Annotated in this window: 18 protein-coding genes; 6 read left to right on the top strand and 12 right to left on the bottom strand. The window is 69.8% G+C overall.

Translation table 11 applies throughout. The features are described 5' to 3' along the window. Positions 1-56 precede the first annotated feature (56 nt). From STVA_RS22080 to STVA_RS22045, 8 genes are all read right to left on the bottom strand, one after another. The gene (locus STVA_RS22080; protein WP_123692155.1) at positions 57-338 is read right to left on the bottom strand and encodes a hypothetical protein; all 282 of its coding nucleotides are present in this window, start codon (positions 336-338) and stop codon (positions 57-59) included. Positions 339-385: 47 nt separating this feature from the next. Continuing rightward, a complete protein-coding gene (gene truA, locus STVA_RS22075) occupies positions 386-1,159 on the bottom strand; it encodes a tRNA pseudouridine(38-40) synthase TruA (protein ID WP_123692153.1) in 774 nt (257 codons plus the stop codon). 1 nt (position 1,160) lies between these two features. Beyond that, on the bottom strand, positions 1,161-2,102 hold the full coding sequence (gene fmt, locus STVA_RS22070; protein ID WP_123692151.1) for a methionyl-tRNA formyltransferase: 942 nt from the start codon (positions 2,100-2,102) through the stop codon (positions 1,161-1,163). A 17-nt stretch (positions 2,103-2,119) separates the two neighbouring features. Next, a complete protein-coding gene (gene def, locus STVA_RS22065) occupies positions 2,120-2,632 on the bottom strand; it encodes a peptide deformylase (protein ID WP_123692149.1) in 513 nt (170 codons plus the stop codon). 89 nt (positions 2,633-2,721) lie between these two features. Next, the gene (locus STVA_RS22060) at positions 2,722-3,606 is read right to left on the bottom strand and encodes an isocitrate lyase/PEP mutase family protein (RefSeq protein WP_123692147.1); all 885 of its coding nucleotides are present in this window, start codon (positions 3,604-3,606) and stop codon (positions 2,722-2,724) included. 24 nt (positions 3,607-3,630) lie between these two features. After that, on the bottom strand, positions 3,631-4,596 hold the full coding sequence (locus tag STVA_RS22055; RefSeq protein ID WP_123692145.1) for a TRAP transporter substrate-binding protein: 966 nt from the start codon (positions 4,594-4,596) through the stop codon (positions 3,631-3,633). Positions 4,597-4,695: 99 nt separating this feature from the next. Further along, on the bottom strand, positions 4,696-5,619 hold the full coding sequence (locus STVA_RS22050; protein WP_123692143.1) for a DMT family transporter: 924 nt from the start codon (positions 5,617-5,619) through the stop codon (positions 4,696-4,698). A 62-nt stretch (positions 5,620-5,681) separates the two neighbouring features. Beyond that, positions 5,682-6,509 (bottom strand): DMT family transporter, encoded by an 828-nt coding sequence (locus STVA_RS22045; RefSeq protein ID WP_245978404.1) that lies wholly within the window; start codon positions 6,507-6,509, stop codon positions 5,682-5,684. A 127-nt stretch (positions 6,510-6,636) separates the two neighbouring features. Here STVA_RS22045 and STVA_RS22040 point away from each other — a divergent pair, with 127 nt between their 5' ends. The 3 genes from STVA_RS22040 (at position 6,637) to STVA_RS22030 (ending at position 9,670) form a co-directional block, all read left to right on the top strand. Further along, entirely contained in the window at positions 6,637-7,512 is an 876-nt protein-coding gene (locus STVA_RS22040; RefSeq protein WP_123692139.1) for a LysR family transcriptional regulator, read from the top strand. Positions 7,513-7,593: 81 nt separating this feature from the next. Further along, positions 7,594-8,649, top strand: coding sequence for a CobW family GTP-binding protein (locus tag STVA_RS22035; protein ID WP_123692137.1), 1,056 nt, complete (start codon positions 7,594-7,596; stop codon positions 8,647-8,649). After that, positions 8,633-9,670 (top strand): WD40 repeat domain-containing protein, encoded by a 1,038-nt coding sequence (locus tag STVA_RS22030; protein WP_170216577.1) that lies wholly within the window; start codon positions 8,633-8,635, stop codon positions 9,668-9,670. The genes STVA_RS22035 and STVA_RS22030 overlap by 17 nt, the downstream gene beginning before the upstream one ends. A gap of 57 nt (positions 9,671-9,727) precedes the next feature. On the opposite strand, the gene STVA_RS22025 is transcribed toward STVA_RS22030, so the two are convergent. Further along, positions 9,728-10,153: a DoxX family protein gene (locus tag STVA_RS22025; protein ID WP_123692133.1), complete on the bottom strand. Its 426-nt coding sequence runs from the start codon at positions 10,151-10,153 to the stop codon at positions 9,728-9,730. Between the two features lie 190 nt (positions 10,154-10,343). Between STVA_RS22025 and STVA_RS22020 the strand changes: the two genes are divergently transcribed. Then, positions 10,344-10,586, top strand: coding sequence for an AbrB/MazE/SpoVT family DNA-binding domain-containing protein (locus STVA_RS22020; protein WP_245978403.1), 243 nt, complete (start codon positions 10,344-10,346; stop codon positions 10,584-10,586). Further along, the gene (locus tag STVA_RS22015) at positions 10,586-11,026 is read left to right on the top strand and encodes a PIN domain-containing protein (protein WP_197735708.1); all 441 of its coding nucleotides are present in this window, start codon (positions 10,586-10,588) and stop codon (positions 11,024-11,026) included. Before STVA_RS22020 ends, STVA_RS22015 begins: the two co-directional genes overlap by 1 nt. Here the strand turns inward: STVA_RS22015 and STVA_RS22010 are convergent. Beyond that, positions 11,023-11,502 carry an Lrp/AsnC family transcriptional regulator gene (locus tag STVA_RS22010; protein WP_123692131.1) on the bottom strand — a complete coding sequence of 160 codons (480 nt, stop codon included), beginning with the start codon at positions 11,500-11,502 and terminating at the stop codon, positions 11,023-11,025. The genes STVA_RS22015 and STVA_RS22010 overlap by 4 nt on opposite strands. Positions 11,503-11,638: 136 nt before the next feature. Here STVA_RS22010 and STVA_RS22005 point away from each other — a divergent pair, with 136 nt between their 5' ends. Continuing rightward, positions 11,639-11,884: a DUF6356 family protein gene (locus tag STVA_RS22005; protein ID WP_197735707.1), complete on the top strand. Its 246-nt coding sequence runs from the start codon at positions 11,639-11,641 to the stop codon at positions 11,882-11,884. Positions 11,885-11,887: 3 nt separating this feature from the next. Here STVA_RS22005 and STVA_RS22000 read toward each other — a convergent pair whose 3' ends face one another. Then, complete coding sequence (locus STVA_RS22000) at positions 11,888-13,567, bottom strand: N-acyl-D-amino-acid deacylase family protein (RefSeq protein ID WP_123692129.1); 1,680 nt, start codon at positions 13,565-13,567, stop codon at positions 11,888-11,890. Between the two features lie 15 nt (positions 13,568-13,582). Continuing rightward, positions 13,583-14,794: an MFS transporter gene (locus tag STVA_RS21995; protein WP_123692127.1), complete on the bottom strand. Its 1,212-nt coding sequence runs from the start codon at positions 14,792-14,794 to the stop codon at positions 13,583-13,585. Between the last annotated feature and the right edge of the window lie 28 nt (positions 14,795-14,822).

Raw genomic sequence — 14,822 nt, 5'->3', positions numbered from 1 at the left:
GAAACGGGCGCCCCTGGGGGCGCCCGTCCGTTCGAAGACCCGTCGCGTTCGGGTGACTAGAAGGTCACGCCGAAGTTCACCACCGGGCGGGAAGGCCCGTAATAGCGCGGGGGCGGCGGCGCGTAGTAGGCGCGCGGCGGCGGGGCGTAGTAGCGCGGCGGCGGTGCGTAGTACACCGGCGGCGGCGGCGCGTAATAGACCGGCGGCGGGGGCGGGCCACGGCGGCAGATCTGGTTGCCGTAGCTGTCGTACCAGCAGCGGGCCTCGGCAGGGGCCGTCACGGCGAGGACGCCGATGGCGGCAAGAGCAGGAGCAGCGATCTTCAGAAGGCGGTTCATCGAGGGTCTCCTCGTTGCACATCTATCGAACGTTCGTCGTCGGAGATCTATTCCTGGTTCACCGATAATTCGGTCCCGTCATCCAGATAGCCGACGCTAACCAGGTACAGCCCTTCCGGCGGGGCGGTCGGTCCGCCGGCGGCACGGTGCCGACGGGCGAGCGCCTTGCCCACGTCGTCGGGTGTCCATTTGCCGTCGCCGACCAGCTTCAACGTGCCCACCATGTTGCGCACCTGATGGTGCAGAAACGACCGGGCGTCCGCTTCGATCCGAATCTCCGCGCCGACCCGTGCGACCGCCAGCCGGTCGAGCGTCTTGACCGGTGACAGAGCCTGGCATTCTGCCGCGCGGAAGGTGGTAAAATCATGGCGTCCGACCAGTTGCCGCGCGCCCGCCTGCATCGCCGCCAGGTCGAGCGGCCGGCCGACATGCCAGACCCGGCCGCGGTCCACCATCGGCGGCGCCCGGCGCTCCAGCAGGCGAAACAGATAAGACCGGCGGCGCGCGCTGATGCGAGCGTGGAAGCCGTCATCGACCATACCGGCTTCCAGGATCGCGGCCGGGTGGGGGCGCAGGAAGTGGTTCAAGGCATCGCGCACGGTATCGCCGGGCCAGGCCCGCTCGAGGTCGACATGGGCGACCTGGCCCAGCGCGTGGACGCCGGCATCGGTGCGGCCGGCGGCGTGCAGACGCACCTTCTGGCCGCTCAGGCGCTCGATCGCGGTCTCGATCGCCTCCTGCACCGACATGCCGTTGCGCTGGTGCTGCCAGCCGACGAATCCGCCGCCATCATATTCGATCAGGAGCCGGAAGCGCGGCATGTCAGGCCGCGGCCAGGACGGTCCCGGGCGCGATCGGGAAGCCGCGCAGCATGGCGTCCGTATCGGTCGCCGCCCGGCCCGGCCGCTGCACCCGCGTCGGGCGATAGGCATGGCTGCCGCAGGCGACGGTCAGGTGAGTATCGAGCACGGTGCCGGGCGCCTCTTGCCGGTCGGGCACGACCTCGCCCGCCAGCACGCGGATGCGGTCGGGCCCCAGCTCGAACCAGGTGCCGGGCCAGGGGTCGAAGGCGCGCACTTGGCGGTCGATCGCCTCGGCGTCGGCGCGCCAGTCGATCCGCGCCTCGGCCCGGTCGAGCTTGGCTGCATAGGTGATGCCGTCGGTGGGCTGCGGCACCGCCTGGATGGCGCCCGCCGCCAGCCCGTCCAGCGCCTCGACGATCAGGCGGCTGCCGAGCGCGGCCAGGGCATCGTGCAGGGTGCTGGCCGTGGTCGTGGCCCTGATCGGAACCCGTCCGGCAAGCAGCATCGCGCCCGTGTCCAGCCCGGCATCCATCTGCATGATGGTGACGCCGCTCTCTGCATCGCCGGCCAGGATCGCGCGCTGGATCGGTGCCGCGCCGCGCCAGCGCGGCAGCAGCGAGGCATGGACGTTGATGCAGCCCAGGCGTGGCGCGGCCAGGACCGCCGCCGGCAGGATCAACCCGTAGGCTGCCACCACGGCGGCATCCGCACGGATCGCCGCGAACTCGGCCTGGGCATCCGCCCCGCGCAGGCTGCGCGGGGTCAACACGGGTATGCCGAGCGCCTCGGCATGGGCATGCACGGGGCAGGGGCTGAGGCGCTGCCCGCGGTTGGCCGGCTTGGGCGGCTGGCTGTAGCAGGCCGCCACCTGGTGGCCGGCGGCCAGCAAGGCGTCCAGGACCGGCACGGCGAAGCCGGGCGATCCCATGAAGATCAGGCGAAGCGGGGACCGGCCCGGCATGTGCGGGGATGCTTCCGTCAGTCGTCGGTGCGCCGCGCCTTGATCAGCTTGCGCAGGATCATGTTCCGCCGCAGGGCCGAGATGCGGTCGACGAAGAGGACGCCGTCGAGATGGTCCATCTCGTGCTGCAGGCAGGTCGACAACAGGCCGCTGGCATGGACCTCGCGGGTCTCGCCGGTCTCGTCCTGGTAGCGCACCTTCACCTCGGCCGGGCGGACCACGTCGGCATAATGCTCGGGCAGGGACAGGCAGCCCTCGTTGTGCTCGGAATCCTCGTCGGATGCCCACACGATCTCGGGGTTGATGACCTTCATCGGCCGCTTCGCCTCGCCCTCGCGGGCAAGGTCGAGCACCAGCAGGCGCTGCGACACGCCGATCTGCGGCGCGGCCAGGCCGATGCCGGGGGCCGCGTACATCGTCTCCAGCATGTCGTCCAGCAACGTGCGGACCTGCTCGTCGATCTGCTCGACCGGCTTGGCCTTCAGCTTCAGGCGCGGGTCGGGCGCGACGAGGATGGGAAGGGTCGCCATGATCCTCGCTGTCTCGCGAATTTTGAACGGTTCCAGATGCCGCTTAGGTAGTCGCGCGCCGCCGCCTCTTCAAGCAAATGTGGCCGCGGCTATTCCGCCCAGCGCCGCTCGAAGGCCCAGACCTCCTCGAATCCCATCAGCCGCGTCATCTCGGAGAAGGGATAGATCGGCGTCGCCGCCCCGTTCGTGGTGCCGGTCGCCTTGATGGCGCCATAGATGCCGTCGAGCGCGGCCGCCGTCGCCAGGAAGCCCGACCCGGGATAGATCGCCATGCCGTAGCCGATCTCGTCCAGCCGCTGCGGCGTCAGCATCGGCGTGCGCCCGCCTTCCACGAGGTTCGCCAGCAGGGGGGCGTCGATGCGCCGGCCGATCGCCTCCATCTCGGCTTCGCTCTCGGGCGATTCGACGAACAGGATGTCGGCGCCGGCCCGGCGATAGGCCTCGGCCCGGCGCAGGGCCTCGTCCAGCCCCAGCGTGGTCCGCGCGTCGGTGCGGGCGACGATCAGCATGTTGGCGTCGCTGCGCGCGTCGACCGCGACCTCGATCTTGCGCACCATGTCCGCCAGCGGGATGACGCGGCGGCCGGGCGTGTGGCCGCACTTCTTGGGAAACTCCTGGTCCTCGATCTGGATGCCCGCGGCACCGGCCGCCTCATAGCCGCGCACGGCATAGGCGACGTTGAGCAGGCCGCCATAGCCGGTGTCGGCATCGGCCACGATCGGCGTGGTCGTACCGTCGGCGAAGCGGGCCACGCGCTCGACCATCTGGCTGAAGGTGGCAATGCCGGCGTCGGGCAGGCCCAGCAGCGAGGCGACGGTGCCGAAGCCCGTCATGTAGAGGCAGTCGAAGCCCATGCGGTCGGCCATGCGCGCCGAGATCATGTCGAAGATGCCGGGCGCGGTGACGAAGCGGGCGTCGCGGATCTGCGTGGCGAGCGCCTGGCGCTTGGCGGCGGCGGTGGGCGTCTGGGGCATGGTCGGGGTTCCCTCCTGGAAATGCTAGCGCGCTTCGATCGCCGCCAGGGCTGCTTCGTAGACCCCGGGGGCCAGCATATCGCGGGCGGCCTTCTCTACCACCGGCAAAGCCTTCTGCCGGAATTCGGGCCGCGGCACGACCCGCGTCATGCCGGTGGCCACCAGCCGGTCGAGGATCGTCCGGTCCAGCTCGCGCAGGGCATCCGTGGCGGCGTCGCTCGCGCGCTCGACCGCATCCTGCAGCAGGCGGCGCTGAGCGGGGAGCAGCTTATGCCAGAAGCCCTTCTGCGCCATCACCGAGACGTGGCTCTGGTGGTGGGCCGTCTCGATCAGGAAGGCCTGGCCCTGGTAGCTGCGGCGGCCGAAGATGTTGGACAGCGTGTTCTCCTGGGCGTCGATGGTGCCCGCCCGGATCGCCGCCGGCACGTCGGGGGCGGCGATCGGCACGACCGCTGCCCCCATGCCACCCCAGATCTTGATCCAGAGCGGGATCTCGGGCATGCGGATCTTGATGTCGTGCAGTTCTTCCACCGTCTCGAAGCGCTTGGAAGCGGTGGTCCAGCGCTGCCCCAGGTCATAGCTGCCAAGCAGCACGGCATTGCCGCGGCGGGCCAGGGCGTCGGCCATGCGGCGGCCGACCGGGCCGTCCAGGAAGCGCTCGATCGCCGGATAGTCGGGAAAGAGAAAGGGGACCAGCGTGGCGTCGAGCTCGGGATAGTAGACCGCGCCGTGCAGCACGCCCAGATGCAACTCGTACTCGCCGCTTTTCAGCAGGTCGAGCAGTTCGGTCTCGCCGCCCAGCATGCCGGCCATCGCCAGCTCGACCTTCTGGTCGGGCCAGGCCGTGCGCAGCTCGGCCTGCAGCCGGTCGATGAATATGCGGGTGACGCCGCTCTCGGGCAGGGCGGACGCGACGAGGAAGCGGGCGCGCGCTTCGGCCGGGTGGGCGAGCAGCGCGAAAAGAGCGAGGATGGCGGCGGCCAGTCGCATGAGTGCCTTCCAGTTCCATTGCCCCGCCCGGCGCGGCCGAACCTATTGCCCGCCTGCCCGGCCGTCAAATGCTCGTGGCGCCGCGATGGATGGAACCGCTCAGCGCGGCGCACCGCCGCGCGACGGGCCGGCCCGGCGGTGCAGCTGGGCCTCCCGCCAGCCGATATAGACCGCACTCGTCAGGATCACGGCCGCCCCCGCCAGCGTCCATTCGCCCGGCACCTCGTCGAAGACGAAATAGCCGATGACGATGGCGAACAGCAGCCGGACATAGCCGAATCCGGCCAGGTACCCGGCCTCCGCCTCGGCATAGGCGCGCAGGAAGCAATAGTGCCCGGCCGTCGACAGCAGGCCGACGCCGATGAAGAGCGGCCATTCTGCCGCGGTCGGCCATTGCCAAGCCCAGATGCCGAAGGGTGCGATCAGCACCAGCGACAGCATCGTGTACCAGATGGTGACCTGCATCGCCGGCTCGTAGCGCAGCAGGTTCTTGGCGGTGGCGACGCTGAGGCAGGTGACGAAGGTGCCGAACAGCGCGATGCCCAGCGCATCCAGCGGCGTGCCGGCGCTGGGTTGGGCGATCAGCAGCACGCCCGAGAAGCCCACCAGGACCGCCGACCAGCGCCGCCAGCGCACCTTCTCGCCCAGCAGCAGGACGGCCAGAATCGTCATGATCATCGGCCCGGTGAAGCTGACGATGGTGGCATCGGCCAGCGGCAGCCGGGTCAGCGCCAGGTAGCTGCAATACATGCCGACGATGGCGCAGACGTTGCGCATCAGATGGCCGCCGAGACGCCGGGTACGCAGCCCCGTGGGGCCGAGCTGGACGATCTTCGGCAGCAGCACGACCAGGCCGATCGCCAGCCGCAGGAAGACGATCTGCAGGACCGAGTGGTGCGCCCCCAGCCACTTGATGAGGACGAAGGTGGAGACGAGGAAGGTCTGGTCGAGGATGAACCAGGCCAGTCCGCGGGTGGTAGGCGCAAAACCCGACCAGCGGGCGGCGAGGGCAGGGAAGGTCATGGGGCGCGGTCGAAGCTAGGGGGTGCCGCCCCCGGCCGCAAGGATCGTCGGCGGTGCCCGGCCTAGTCCCGGCTGGCCAGCGCAATCCCGCCCCCGACCGCCGCCAGCCCTGCGACCAGCACGATCCCGACTGGCTCGCCCAGCAGGACGAGGCCGAGGATGGATGCCGTGACGGGATTGGCGCAGACGGTGATCGCCACCCGCGTCGGCGTGGCGTGCGCCAGGGCGAAGGCCCAGAGCCAGAACACCAGCGCCGCGCACACGACGCCCAGATAGGCCACGGCCAGCCAGTCGGCTGCGGGCAGTGGCGGCAGGCCGCCGGCCGGCACGCCCGCCAGGAAGAGAAAGCCGGCCCCCGCCGCCATTCCCACGGCCGTATGGGGCAGCACGGCGCTGCGCCGGATGTAGGGTCGCGACCAGACATTGTAGAAGGCCATGACCAGCGCCGCGGCGATCATCAGCAGGTCGCCCCGCCAGGCGCCGGCCGGCGAGTGGCCGAGATCGGCCGCCAACGCCAGGGCGACGCCGGTCATCGCCATCGCCACGCCGGCGGACTTGCGCAGGCTAGGCCGCTCCACCCCCAGCAGTGCCGCCATCGCCATGGTCAGGGGCGGCAGTGTCGACAGGGCGAGCGCGCCGCGCGCCGCGCTGGTCAGGGCGAGGGCCGCGTTGAACAGCCACGGGAATATGCCGAACAGAACAAGTCCCAGCAGTATCGTGCCCGGCCAGTCCCGCCGTGCCGGCCAGGGGCCGCGCGCCAGCAGCGCGATCGGCAGCAGGATCGCCGCACCCACGGCAAAGCGCAGGCAGCCCAGCACGGCCGGGTCGACCGCACCCGAAAGATGGCGCGTCGCGACGATCGCGCTGCCGCCCAGCCCGCTTGACAGCAACGCGGCGGCAATTCCCCGGCCCTCTCCCATGACGATCCGATCGGCAATTTCCGCGCCACCGTAGGGGCTCGTGGCGCATCATCAAAACGCGTTCTAATAATCTCTTAGATCAGATATATTGATGTAAATGGAATCCCGGCTCGATCTCGACCTGCTGCGCGCCCTGGTCGCGGTTGCCGACCAGGGCTCCTTCACCCGCGCCGCGGCGACGCTGCATCGCACGCAGTCGGCCGTCAGCATGCAGATCGCGCGGCTGGAGGCGCGCCTGGGCACCCGGCTGTTGGACCGAGGCGGGGCCGCCGTGGCGCCGACGCCGGCTGGCCTGCGCCTGGTGGGCGATGCGCGGCGCATGCTGCGGCTGGAGGCCGAGGCGATCGGCCGGGTGCGCGACCATGGCGCGGCCGGGCGGGTGCGGCTGGGCGTGATGGACGACTATGGCAGCCTGATCCTGCCGCCCATGCTGGCTGGCTTCGCCTGTGCCTATCCCCGGATCATGGTGGAGATGGAGACCGGGCTGACCCGGCAGATGCCCGCGCGGCTCGGCCGTGACTTCGATCTGGTGATCGCCATGCATCCAGCCGGCGAGGGCGGCGGGACGCTGCTGGCGCGCGAGGCCGCGCAGTGGGCGGCGTCGTCCGGCTGGCGGGCCGAGCTGGACGGGCCGCTGGCGCTGGCGCTCTATCCCGCCGGCTGCCTGTTCCGCCAATGGGCGGTCGAGGCGCTGGAGCGGGCCGGGCGGCCCTGGCGGCTCGCCTATGTGGCGCATGGTCAGGCGGCGGTGGAGGCGATCGCCGCCGAGGGGCTGGCGGTGACCGTCGTGAAGTCGGGCACATTCCCGGCCCGGCTGCGCCCGCTGGGCGCGGCCGAGGGTCTGCCAGCCCTGCCGGTGGCCGACATCCGGATGCATCGGGCGGCCTGCGGCGGCAATGCGGAAAGCCGGGCGGCGATTCTGCTGGCCGACCACCTGGCAGCGGCATTCGCCCGGCGCGCGGCATTATCTTGACGGGTCCGCCTGCCTATCTGTAACGCCACCCCAACTGTCCGGCGATCCCCGGGCCCGCCTTCCCGAACGGAGCACCTTCCCATGTCGGCGACCCCCGTCACCGTCCTGACCGGCTATCTCGGCGCCGGCAAGACCACCCTGCTGAACCGCATCCTGACCGAGCAGCACGGCAAGAAGTACGCCGTGATCGTCAACGAGTTCGGCCAGATCGGCATCGACAACGACCTCGTGGTCGACGCCGATGAGGAAGTGTTCGAGATGAACAACGGCTGCATCTGCTGCACCGTGCGGGGCGACCTGATCCGCATCATCGACGGGCTGATGAAGCGTCGCGACAAGTTCGACGCGATCATCATCGAGACGACGGGCCTGGCCGCCCCCGCGCCGGTCGCCCAGACCTTCTTCGTCGACGAGGACGTGCGCCGCAAGACCAAGCTCGACGCGGTGGTGACGGTGGTCGATGCCCGCCATGTCCTCCAGCGGCTGGAGGACACCACGGAGGCCGAGGACCAGATCGCGTTTGCCGACGTGATCCTGCTGAACAAGACCGACCTCGTCTCGGCCGACGAGCTGGCTGCCGTCGCCCAGCGCATCCGCCAGATCAACCCGCTCGCCACCGTCCACCATACCGAGCGTTGCGAGATCGCGCTCGACCAGGTGCTCGACCGTGGTGCCTTCGACCTCGACCGCATCCTGGCGATCGAGCCGCACTTCCTCGACGCGGAAGATCACGACCATGGGCATGACCATGGCCACGACCATCACGGGCACGACCACCACGGCCATGACCATGGACATGGACATGGGCATGGCCATGGCCATCGGCGCCACTACCACGACGAGGACATGGGCAGCCTCTGCCTGCAGTCCGACCGGCCGCTCGACGAGCGCCGCTTCGACCAGTGGATCTCCAAGGTGCTGGCCGAGCAGGGGCAGAGCATCCTGCGCGCCAAGGGCATCATCGACCTGAAGGGCCACGACCGCCGCTTCGTCCTCCAGGCCGTCCACATGATCAAGGAGGGCGCCTTCCAGCGCGCCTGGAAGGATGGCGAGCGGCGCTGGAGCCGGCTGGTCTTCATCGGCAAGGAGCTGGACGTGGCGGGCCTGGAGGCTGGCTTCGATGCCTGCCGCACCTGAGGTGACGCCGGCGGCGATCCGCCGCCGGGTGCGCCGCTGGACGCTGCCGGCCGGCGTGACGGCCGCCGCCGTCGCCTTCGACGGCCGCTCGGGCGCGTTCGCGCTGGGCGACGGCACGCTGCGCCGCGTCGTCTTCGCCGAGGATACCCCGCTCGACATCGTCGAGGCGCATGACGGTGCCGTCCTGGCGCTGGCGGCAGCACCGGGCGGCGGCTTCGTCTCGGGCGGCGACGACGGGCGGGTGATGCTGACCGACGGTACTGCCCCGCGCGAACTGTTCCGCGAGCCGCGCCGCTGGGTCAGCCACCTGGCCGTCCATGCCGGGGCCAGGACGATCATGGCGGCGGCGGGCAAGTCGGCGATCGGCCTGGATGCCGCGGGCACGGTGGTCGGCCGCTGGGACGATCATCCGTCAACGATCACCGGCATCGCGCTGAACCAGACCGGCAAGCGCGTCGCCGTCGCCCACTACAACGGCGTCAGCCTGTGGTGGCTGGCCTCCAAGCAGCAGAGTGCGGCCAAGCTGACCTGGAAGGGCTCGCACGTCGCGCTCTCCTGGGCGCCCAACGGCAAGTACCTGATGACGGCGATGCAGGAGAACGAGCTGCATGGCTGGCGGGTCGCCGATTCGGCCGAGATGCGCATGGCCGGCCTGGCGACCAAGCCCAAGTCGCTCGGCTGGTCGGCGGATTCGCGCTGGCTGGTGAACAGCGGCGCCGAGGTCGTGACCTGCTGGGACTTCTCGGGCCGCGGGCCGATGGGCCGGCCGCCGGCCGAGATCTGCCCCGGCGAAGGCGCGCTGGTGACGGTGGTGGCCGTCCATCCCAAGGTGCCGATCGTGGCGGCCGGCTATGACAACGGCACCGTGCGCCTGGGCCGGCCCGGCCATGCCAAGACGACGGAGCTGGAGCCCGTCGGTGCCGGGCCGCTGACGGCGATGGCCTGGTCGCCGTCGGGCGACCAACTGCTGGTGGGTGGAGAGGATGGCGGCGCCGCCCTGTTCGATTTCGCCGGCGCCTGAAACAGGCGGAGGCGGCCGGCGAGGGTTCGCCGGCCGCCTGCTCCATGGTCGTGTCCTTTACCCCAGGGCCGGCCGCGGGCTGCGGGTGTCGAGGGCCGAGCGAAGCGAATAGGCCCCGTCGCCGAGCAGCGACTGCACCAGCAGGGCCACGGTCCAGAAGGCCGGAAACTCCCACCCGCCGCCCTTGGCCGCGAACATCCAGCCATTCGGCACGTGCTGCAGCGTGGCCCCGACCAGCACCGGCACCAGGGCCAGCGCCACCCAGCGGCTCCACAGCCCGAGGACGAGGGCGATGCCGCCGCCGACCTCGGCCAGGATTACAACATAGGCCAGCGCGCCGGGATAGCCGATCGACTGGAAGAACTGCACCGTGCCCGGCACGGTGAAGACGAAGATCTTCATGGCACCATGGGCCAGCAGTAACAGGCCGAGGCTGACGCGCAGCAGCGTGGCGGCAAGGTCGGCGGAACGGGTGTCGGTCATGGGAAATTCCTCTCGGGGGACGCTTGGGGCGCCGCCGCCCCGTCCGATGACTGAGAGATATCTCGCCTTGCTGTCCGTGATAATCAGGGCTTTTCGCGACAGATTAGTTCGATGCAGGAGACAATCGTCTGCTGCCCATTGATCGTGCTCACGCTGCGCCCTATACATTATCGCGGTAAGTATATTGTGGGTGATCGACGTGCGGATTGCGAAATGGGGCAACAGTTTGGCGGTTCGTTTGCCGACGGCCGTGGTCGAGGCACTGGCTCTTGCGGAAGGCGACGAGATCGACGTTCACGTTCTTGGTGAGCGAAGTCTCGCCGTCGAACGGCCCGCAGATACCGACGCATTGCTGCAGCGCCTGCGAAAATATCGTGGCCGATTGCCGGAGGACTTCCGCTTCGATCGTTTGGAAGCAAACGAGCGGTCCTGATGACGGGGCCACACCTGCTGCTATCGCAGAATTTCTTCGATACCAACGTGCTACTCTATTTGATATCGAAGGACACAGCCAAGGCAGGCCGGGCAGAGGAACTGATGGCCTCCGGTGGCACGATCAGCACTCAGGTCTTGAATGAATTTGCGTCGGTTGCATTCCGAAAAGGTCGGCTAAGCTGGCTGGAAATCCGTGAGGTCTTGTCGACTATCCGCAGGCTTTGTCGCGTAACGACCATTGATGTCGATATGCATGATGAAGCAATCCGGATCGCCGAGCGATACCGTTTCTCTTTCTACGATGCCCTGATCGTCGCCGCTGCGCTTTCTGCCGGATGCTCGACGCTCTATACTGAGGATCTGAATGACGGGCAGTTGATAGAGGCGGTCACGGTCAGGAATCCCTTCACGTCGCCCGCCAAGCGCCCGCTGGCCTAGCGGGTCGAGGACCGGTCCTTCACATAGGCGAGCGGCAGGGCGGTCGTGTACTTGATCTCTTCCATCGCGAAGCTCGAACTGACGTCGTAGAGGTCGATGGCGGCGATCAGGCGCTTGTAGACGCCGTCATAGGCGGCGATGTCGGGCACGACGATGCGCAGCAGGTAATCGACGTCGCCGGCCATCCGATAGAACTCCACCACCTCCGGGATGTCGTCGACGGCGGACGCGAAGCGCGCCAGCCATTCGGGATTGTGCTGGTTGGTGCGGATGTTGACGAAGACGGTGACGCCGACGTTCAGCCGGTCGCGGTCGAGCAGGGCGACCCGGCGGCGGATGACGCCTGTCTCCTCCAGGTGGCGGATGCGCCGCCAGCAGGGTGTCGCGGACAGGCCGACGCGTTCGGCGATGTCGGCGTTGGAAAGTCCGCCATCCTCTTGCAAGAGGGCCAGTATCTTCAGGTCGATCGCATCCATGGGCAGGAATTTCGCACATCAGCACGGAATGGGGAAGAATCATCCAGGCTCCCCTGCATCCTGGCCGCACTTCGCAACCCGATTTCCTGCAACCGCCCCTAGGATCGGGAAAACAACGCAGCAGGGGCTTCCGTCGATGTCGATCCTGGATTCCTTCACCCGCCACCCGGCCTCGGTCGGCGAGAGCTACGGCCAGCATCTGGGCTTTGCCGGCGGCGTCGGCCTGCGCATGATCGGGGCGGGGCTTGCCTGCGTCGTGCATGGCATCTTCCCCTTCCTCTTCGTGCGCACGGGCAGCCGCACCATCCTGGCCCTGCATGCCCGCGTCACCGCCGGCCAGCGTGCCCCGGCCGCCGCCGAGGGGCTCGGCCGGCACGCCTGACGGCTAGGCTGCGAACTCGCGCAGGACCTTGCCTGGCCGGCGGCCGGTGTCGATGACCCGGTTGTCGTCGACGATCCGGGTGCCGTTCACCCAGACGCCGTGGATGCCGACAGGGTCCGTCACCAGCCGCGGCGCGCCGGCCGGCAGGTCGTGGACCTTGCGCTTGGGGCCGCGCCCGATGGTCAGCGGGTCGACCAGCAGCAGGTCGGCCGCCTTGCCCGGCGCCAGCCGCCCGCGGTCGGCGATGCCGAACAGGTCGGCCGGCTGCGCGGTCAGGCGGCGGACCGCCTCCTCGAACGACAGCACGCCGCGGCCGCGCACCCAGTGGCCCAGCAGGTGCAGCCCGTAGCCGGCATCGCACAGGAAAGTCAGGTGCGCGCCCGCGTCCGACAGCGAGATGTGGGTGTCGGGATCGGTCAGCAGTGGCGCCACGCCCGCTTCCTCGGCATTCAGCAGGACGGCGGTGAACTCGGTCTCCAGGTCTTCCTCGAGCGCGATGTCGAGGATGCAGTCGAGCGGGTCGACGCCGCGTTCGGCCGCCAGGTCGGCCAGCGAGCGGCCCTCCAGGCCGGCGTTCTCGGGCCGTCCGGCATTCACCAGGTGGAGCCGTTCCCATTGGCTGTTGAATAGCCGCCGCCCACGGAAGTCGCGCAGCTCTGCCTTCACCGCGGCCCGGAAGGCGGGGTCGGCATAGACCCGCTTCACCGCCTCGCCATGGGCCTCCATGGCCGGCTTCCAGGCGGCCAGCCCCTCGAAGACGTAGGGGTTCTTCAGGGTGAAATCCATCGTCAGCGGGCAGCAGGACACCTGGGCGAAGACGCGGTTGCCGCGCTCGCGGGCGGCCCGGGTCTGGGCCAGGGTGCCGGCGGCGGCCGTCGGGTTGGTGCCGTTGTAGAAGGTGGCGGCCACGATCACCGGCCGGCCGCTGTCGGCCGCGACCGATTCCAGGAAGTCGATCGAGGTGCCCTGGCCGCGCGTCAGCATGTAGACGCCGCGGCCGTCCGCCCCCATCGCGTTGACCAGCGCGCGCACCTCGCGCTCGTCGGCCAGGCGCGACGGCATGGGGATGCCGTTCTCGCCATTGTGCGGCTCGGCCGTCGAGGTCGCGAAGCCGACGGCGCCGGCCGCCATCGCCCCGCGCACAAGCTGCGCCATCTCCGCGATCTCGCCGTCGGTCGCAACGCGCGACGAGGCGTCCTGGCCCAGCACGTAGGTGCGCACCGAGGAATGGCCGACGAAGGCGGCCACGTTCACGGCCACGCCCTGGCGCTCCAGCATCTCCAGGTATTCCGGGAACTGCTCGAAATCCCAGCGCACGCCGGTGCGCAGCGCCTCCAGCGACATGCCCTCGACATGGGTCAGGTTGCGCATCGTCAGGTCGCGGTCGGCCGGGCGGCAGGGGGCGATGGTGAAGCCGCAGTTGCCGATCACGACGCTGGTCACGCCCAGCGTCGGCGAGGGGTCGGCATAGGCATCCCAGGTGAGCTGCGCGTCATAGTGGGTGTGGCCGTCGATGATGCCGGGCATCAGCGTCAGCCCGTCCGCCTCGACCGTCTCCGTGGCCGGCCCCAGGCCTGGGCCGATGGCGGCGATCCGGCCGGCCGACACGGCCAGGTCGGCGGTGTAGGCGGGCTGGCCGGTGCCGTCGACGATGGTGGCGTTGCGGAAGACCGTATCGAACATGGCGATCACTCCCGTCTATGCGTTCTTGCTTCTCGTCGTGTCGCGGCCGGCGGCGAGCCAGCCGGCGGCCAGCAGGTTGCATGCGGCCAGCGTCAGGAAGGCGGCCGGGTAGGAGCCGGTGGCCGCCACGATCCCCGTCACCAGCGGCGGGCCGAACACCACCCCGCCGAACGTCATGAACATGGCCCCGCCGGTGGCCTCGCCGGCCCGGCCGGGCGGCGCCAGGCGTGCCACCTCGGCCAGGTAGAGCCCGGTCCAGCCGATGGCGGTCGCCCCCAGCAGGGCGGCGATGGCGGCCAGCAGCCAGAAGGGCCAGCTCGCATCCGCCTGTACCAGGATCGCCATGCTGACGGCAGTACCGATCCCCACCAGGATGACCAGGGTTCGGGTGCGAAGCACGGTCTCCGCCAATCCGCCCCAGATGATGCGGCCGATCACCCCGCCGCCCTGGGCGATGGCATAGGCAATCCCGGCCTGGGTCAGGCCGAGGCCGATCACCTGGACGAAATAGACGACCAGGAAGGCGCTGACCGAAAGCTGCATGGCCGAGAAGACGAAGGACGCGACCGCTAGCCGCCGCAGCGCCGGGTCGGAGAAGATGAGGGCGAGCGGCCCGCGGATGCGGATGCGCGCGCGGGGGCCGTCGGGCTTGCGCCCGGCATCGAGCCAGCCGCGCAGCGGTTGCAGCAGGACGGCGCAGGCGATGCCGCCCGCCGCCATGACCAGGGCCGCCCCCTGCCAATCGAGCAGCAGCACGAGCGGCGGGGCCAGCAGCCCGGCCAACGCACCGCCCAGCGGCACGCCGGTCTGCTTGATCGAGAAGGCCATCGGCTGGAGGACCGGCGGCGTCTCCTTGGCCAGGATATGCGAGCTGGCCGGCGTGGCCGGGCCGACGCCGCAGCCGATCGCCAGCGCGCTTAGGATGGCCGCCAGCGGGTGGCCGAGGGCGAACAGGACGAGGCCGAGCGAGGCCATGACCAGTGCCAGTTGCTGGATGCGCAAGCCGCCATAGCGCGCCAGCAGGCCGCCGGCGATCGGGCTCGTGACGGTGGCCGCGGCATAGACCAGGGCCGTGTAGGCGCCGATGTTGCTGGGGTCGATGCCGATGGTCTCGGCCGCGCGCGGCGCCAGCACCGGCACGCTGAGGCCGCTCATGGTGACCAGGGACTGGCCCAGAACGGTCGCCAGGACGGGGACGCCGACGGCGACCGTGAACAATCCGCGCATGCCTGGGCCCCCTAGCCGATTGTCGGCC

Origin of the sequence: Stella humosa (assembly GCF_006738645.1) — a bacterium.
Classification (GTDB): domain Bacteria; phylum Pseudomonadota; class Alphaproteobacteria; order ATCC43930; family Allostellaceae; genus Allostella; species Allostella humosa.
This window is presented reverse-complemented; position numbering and strand designations above follow the sequence as displayed.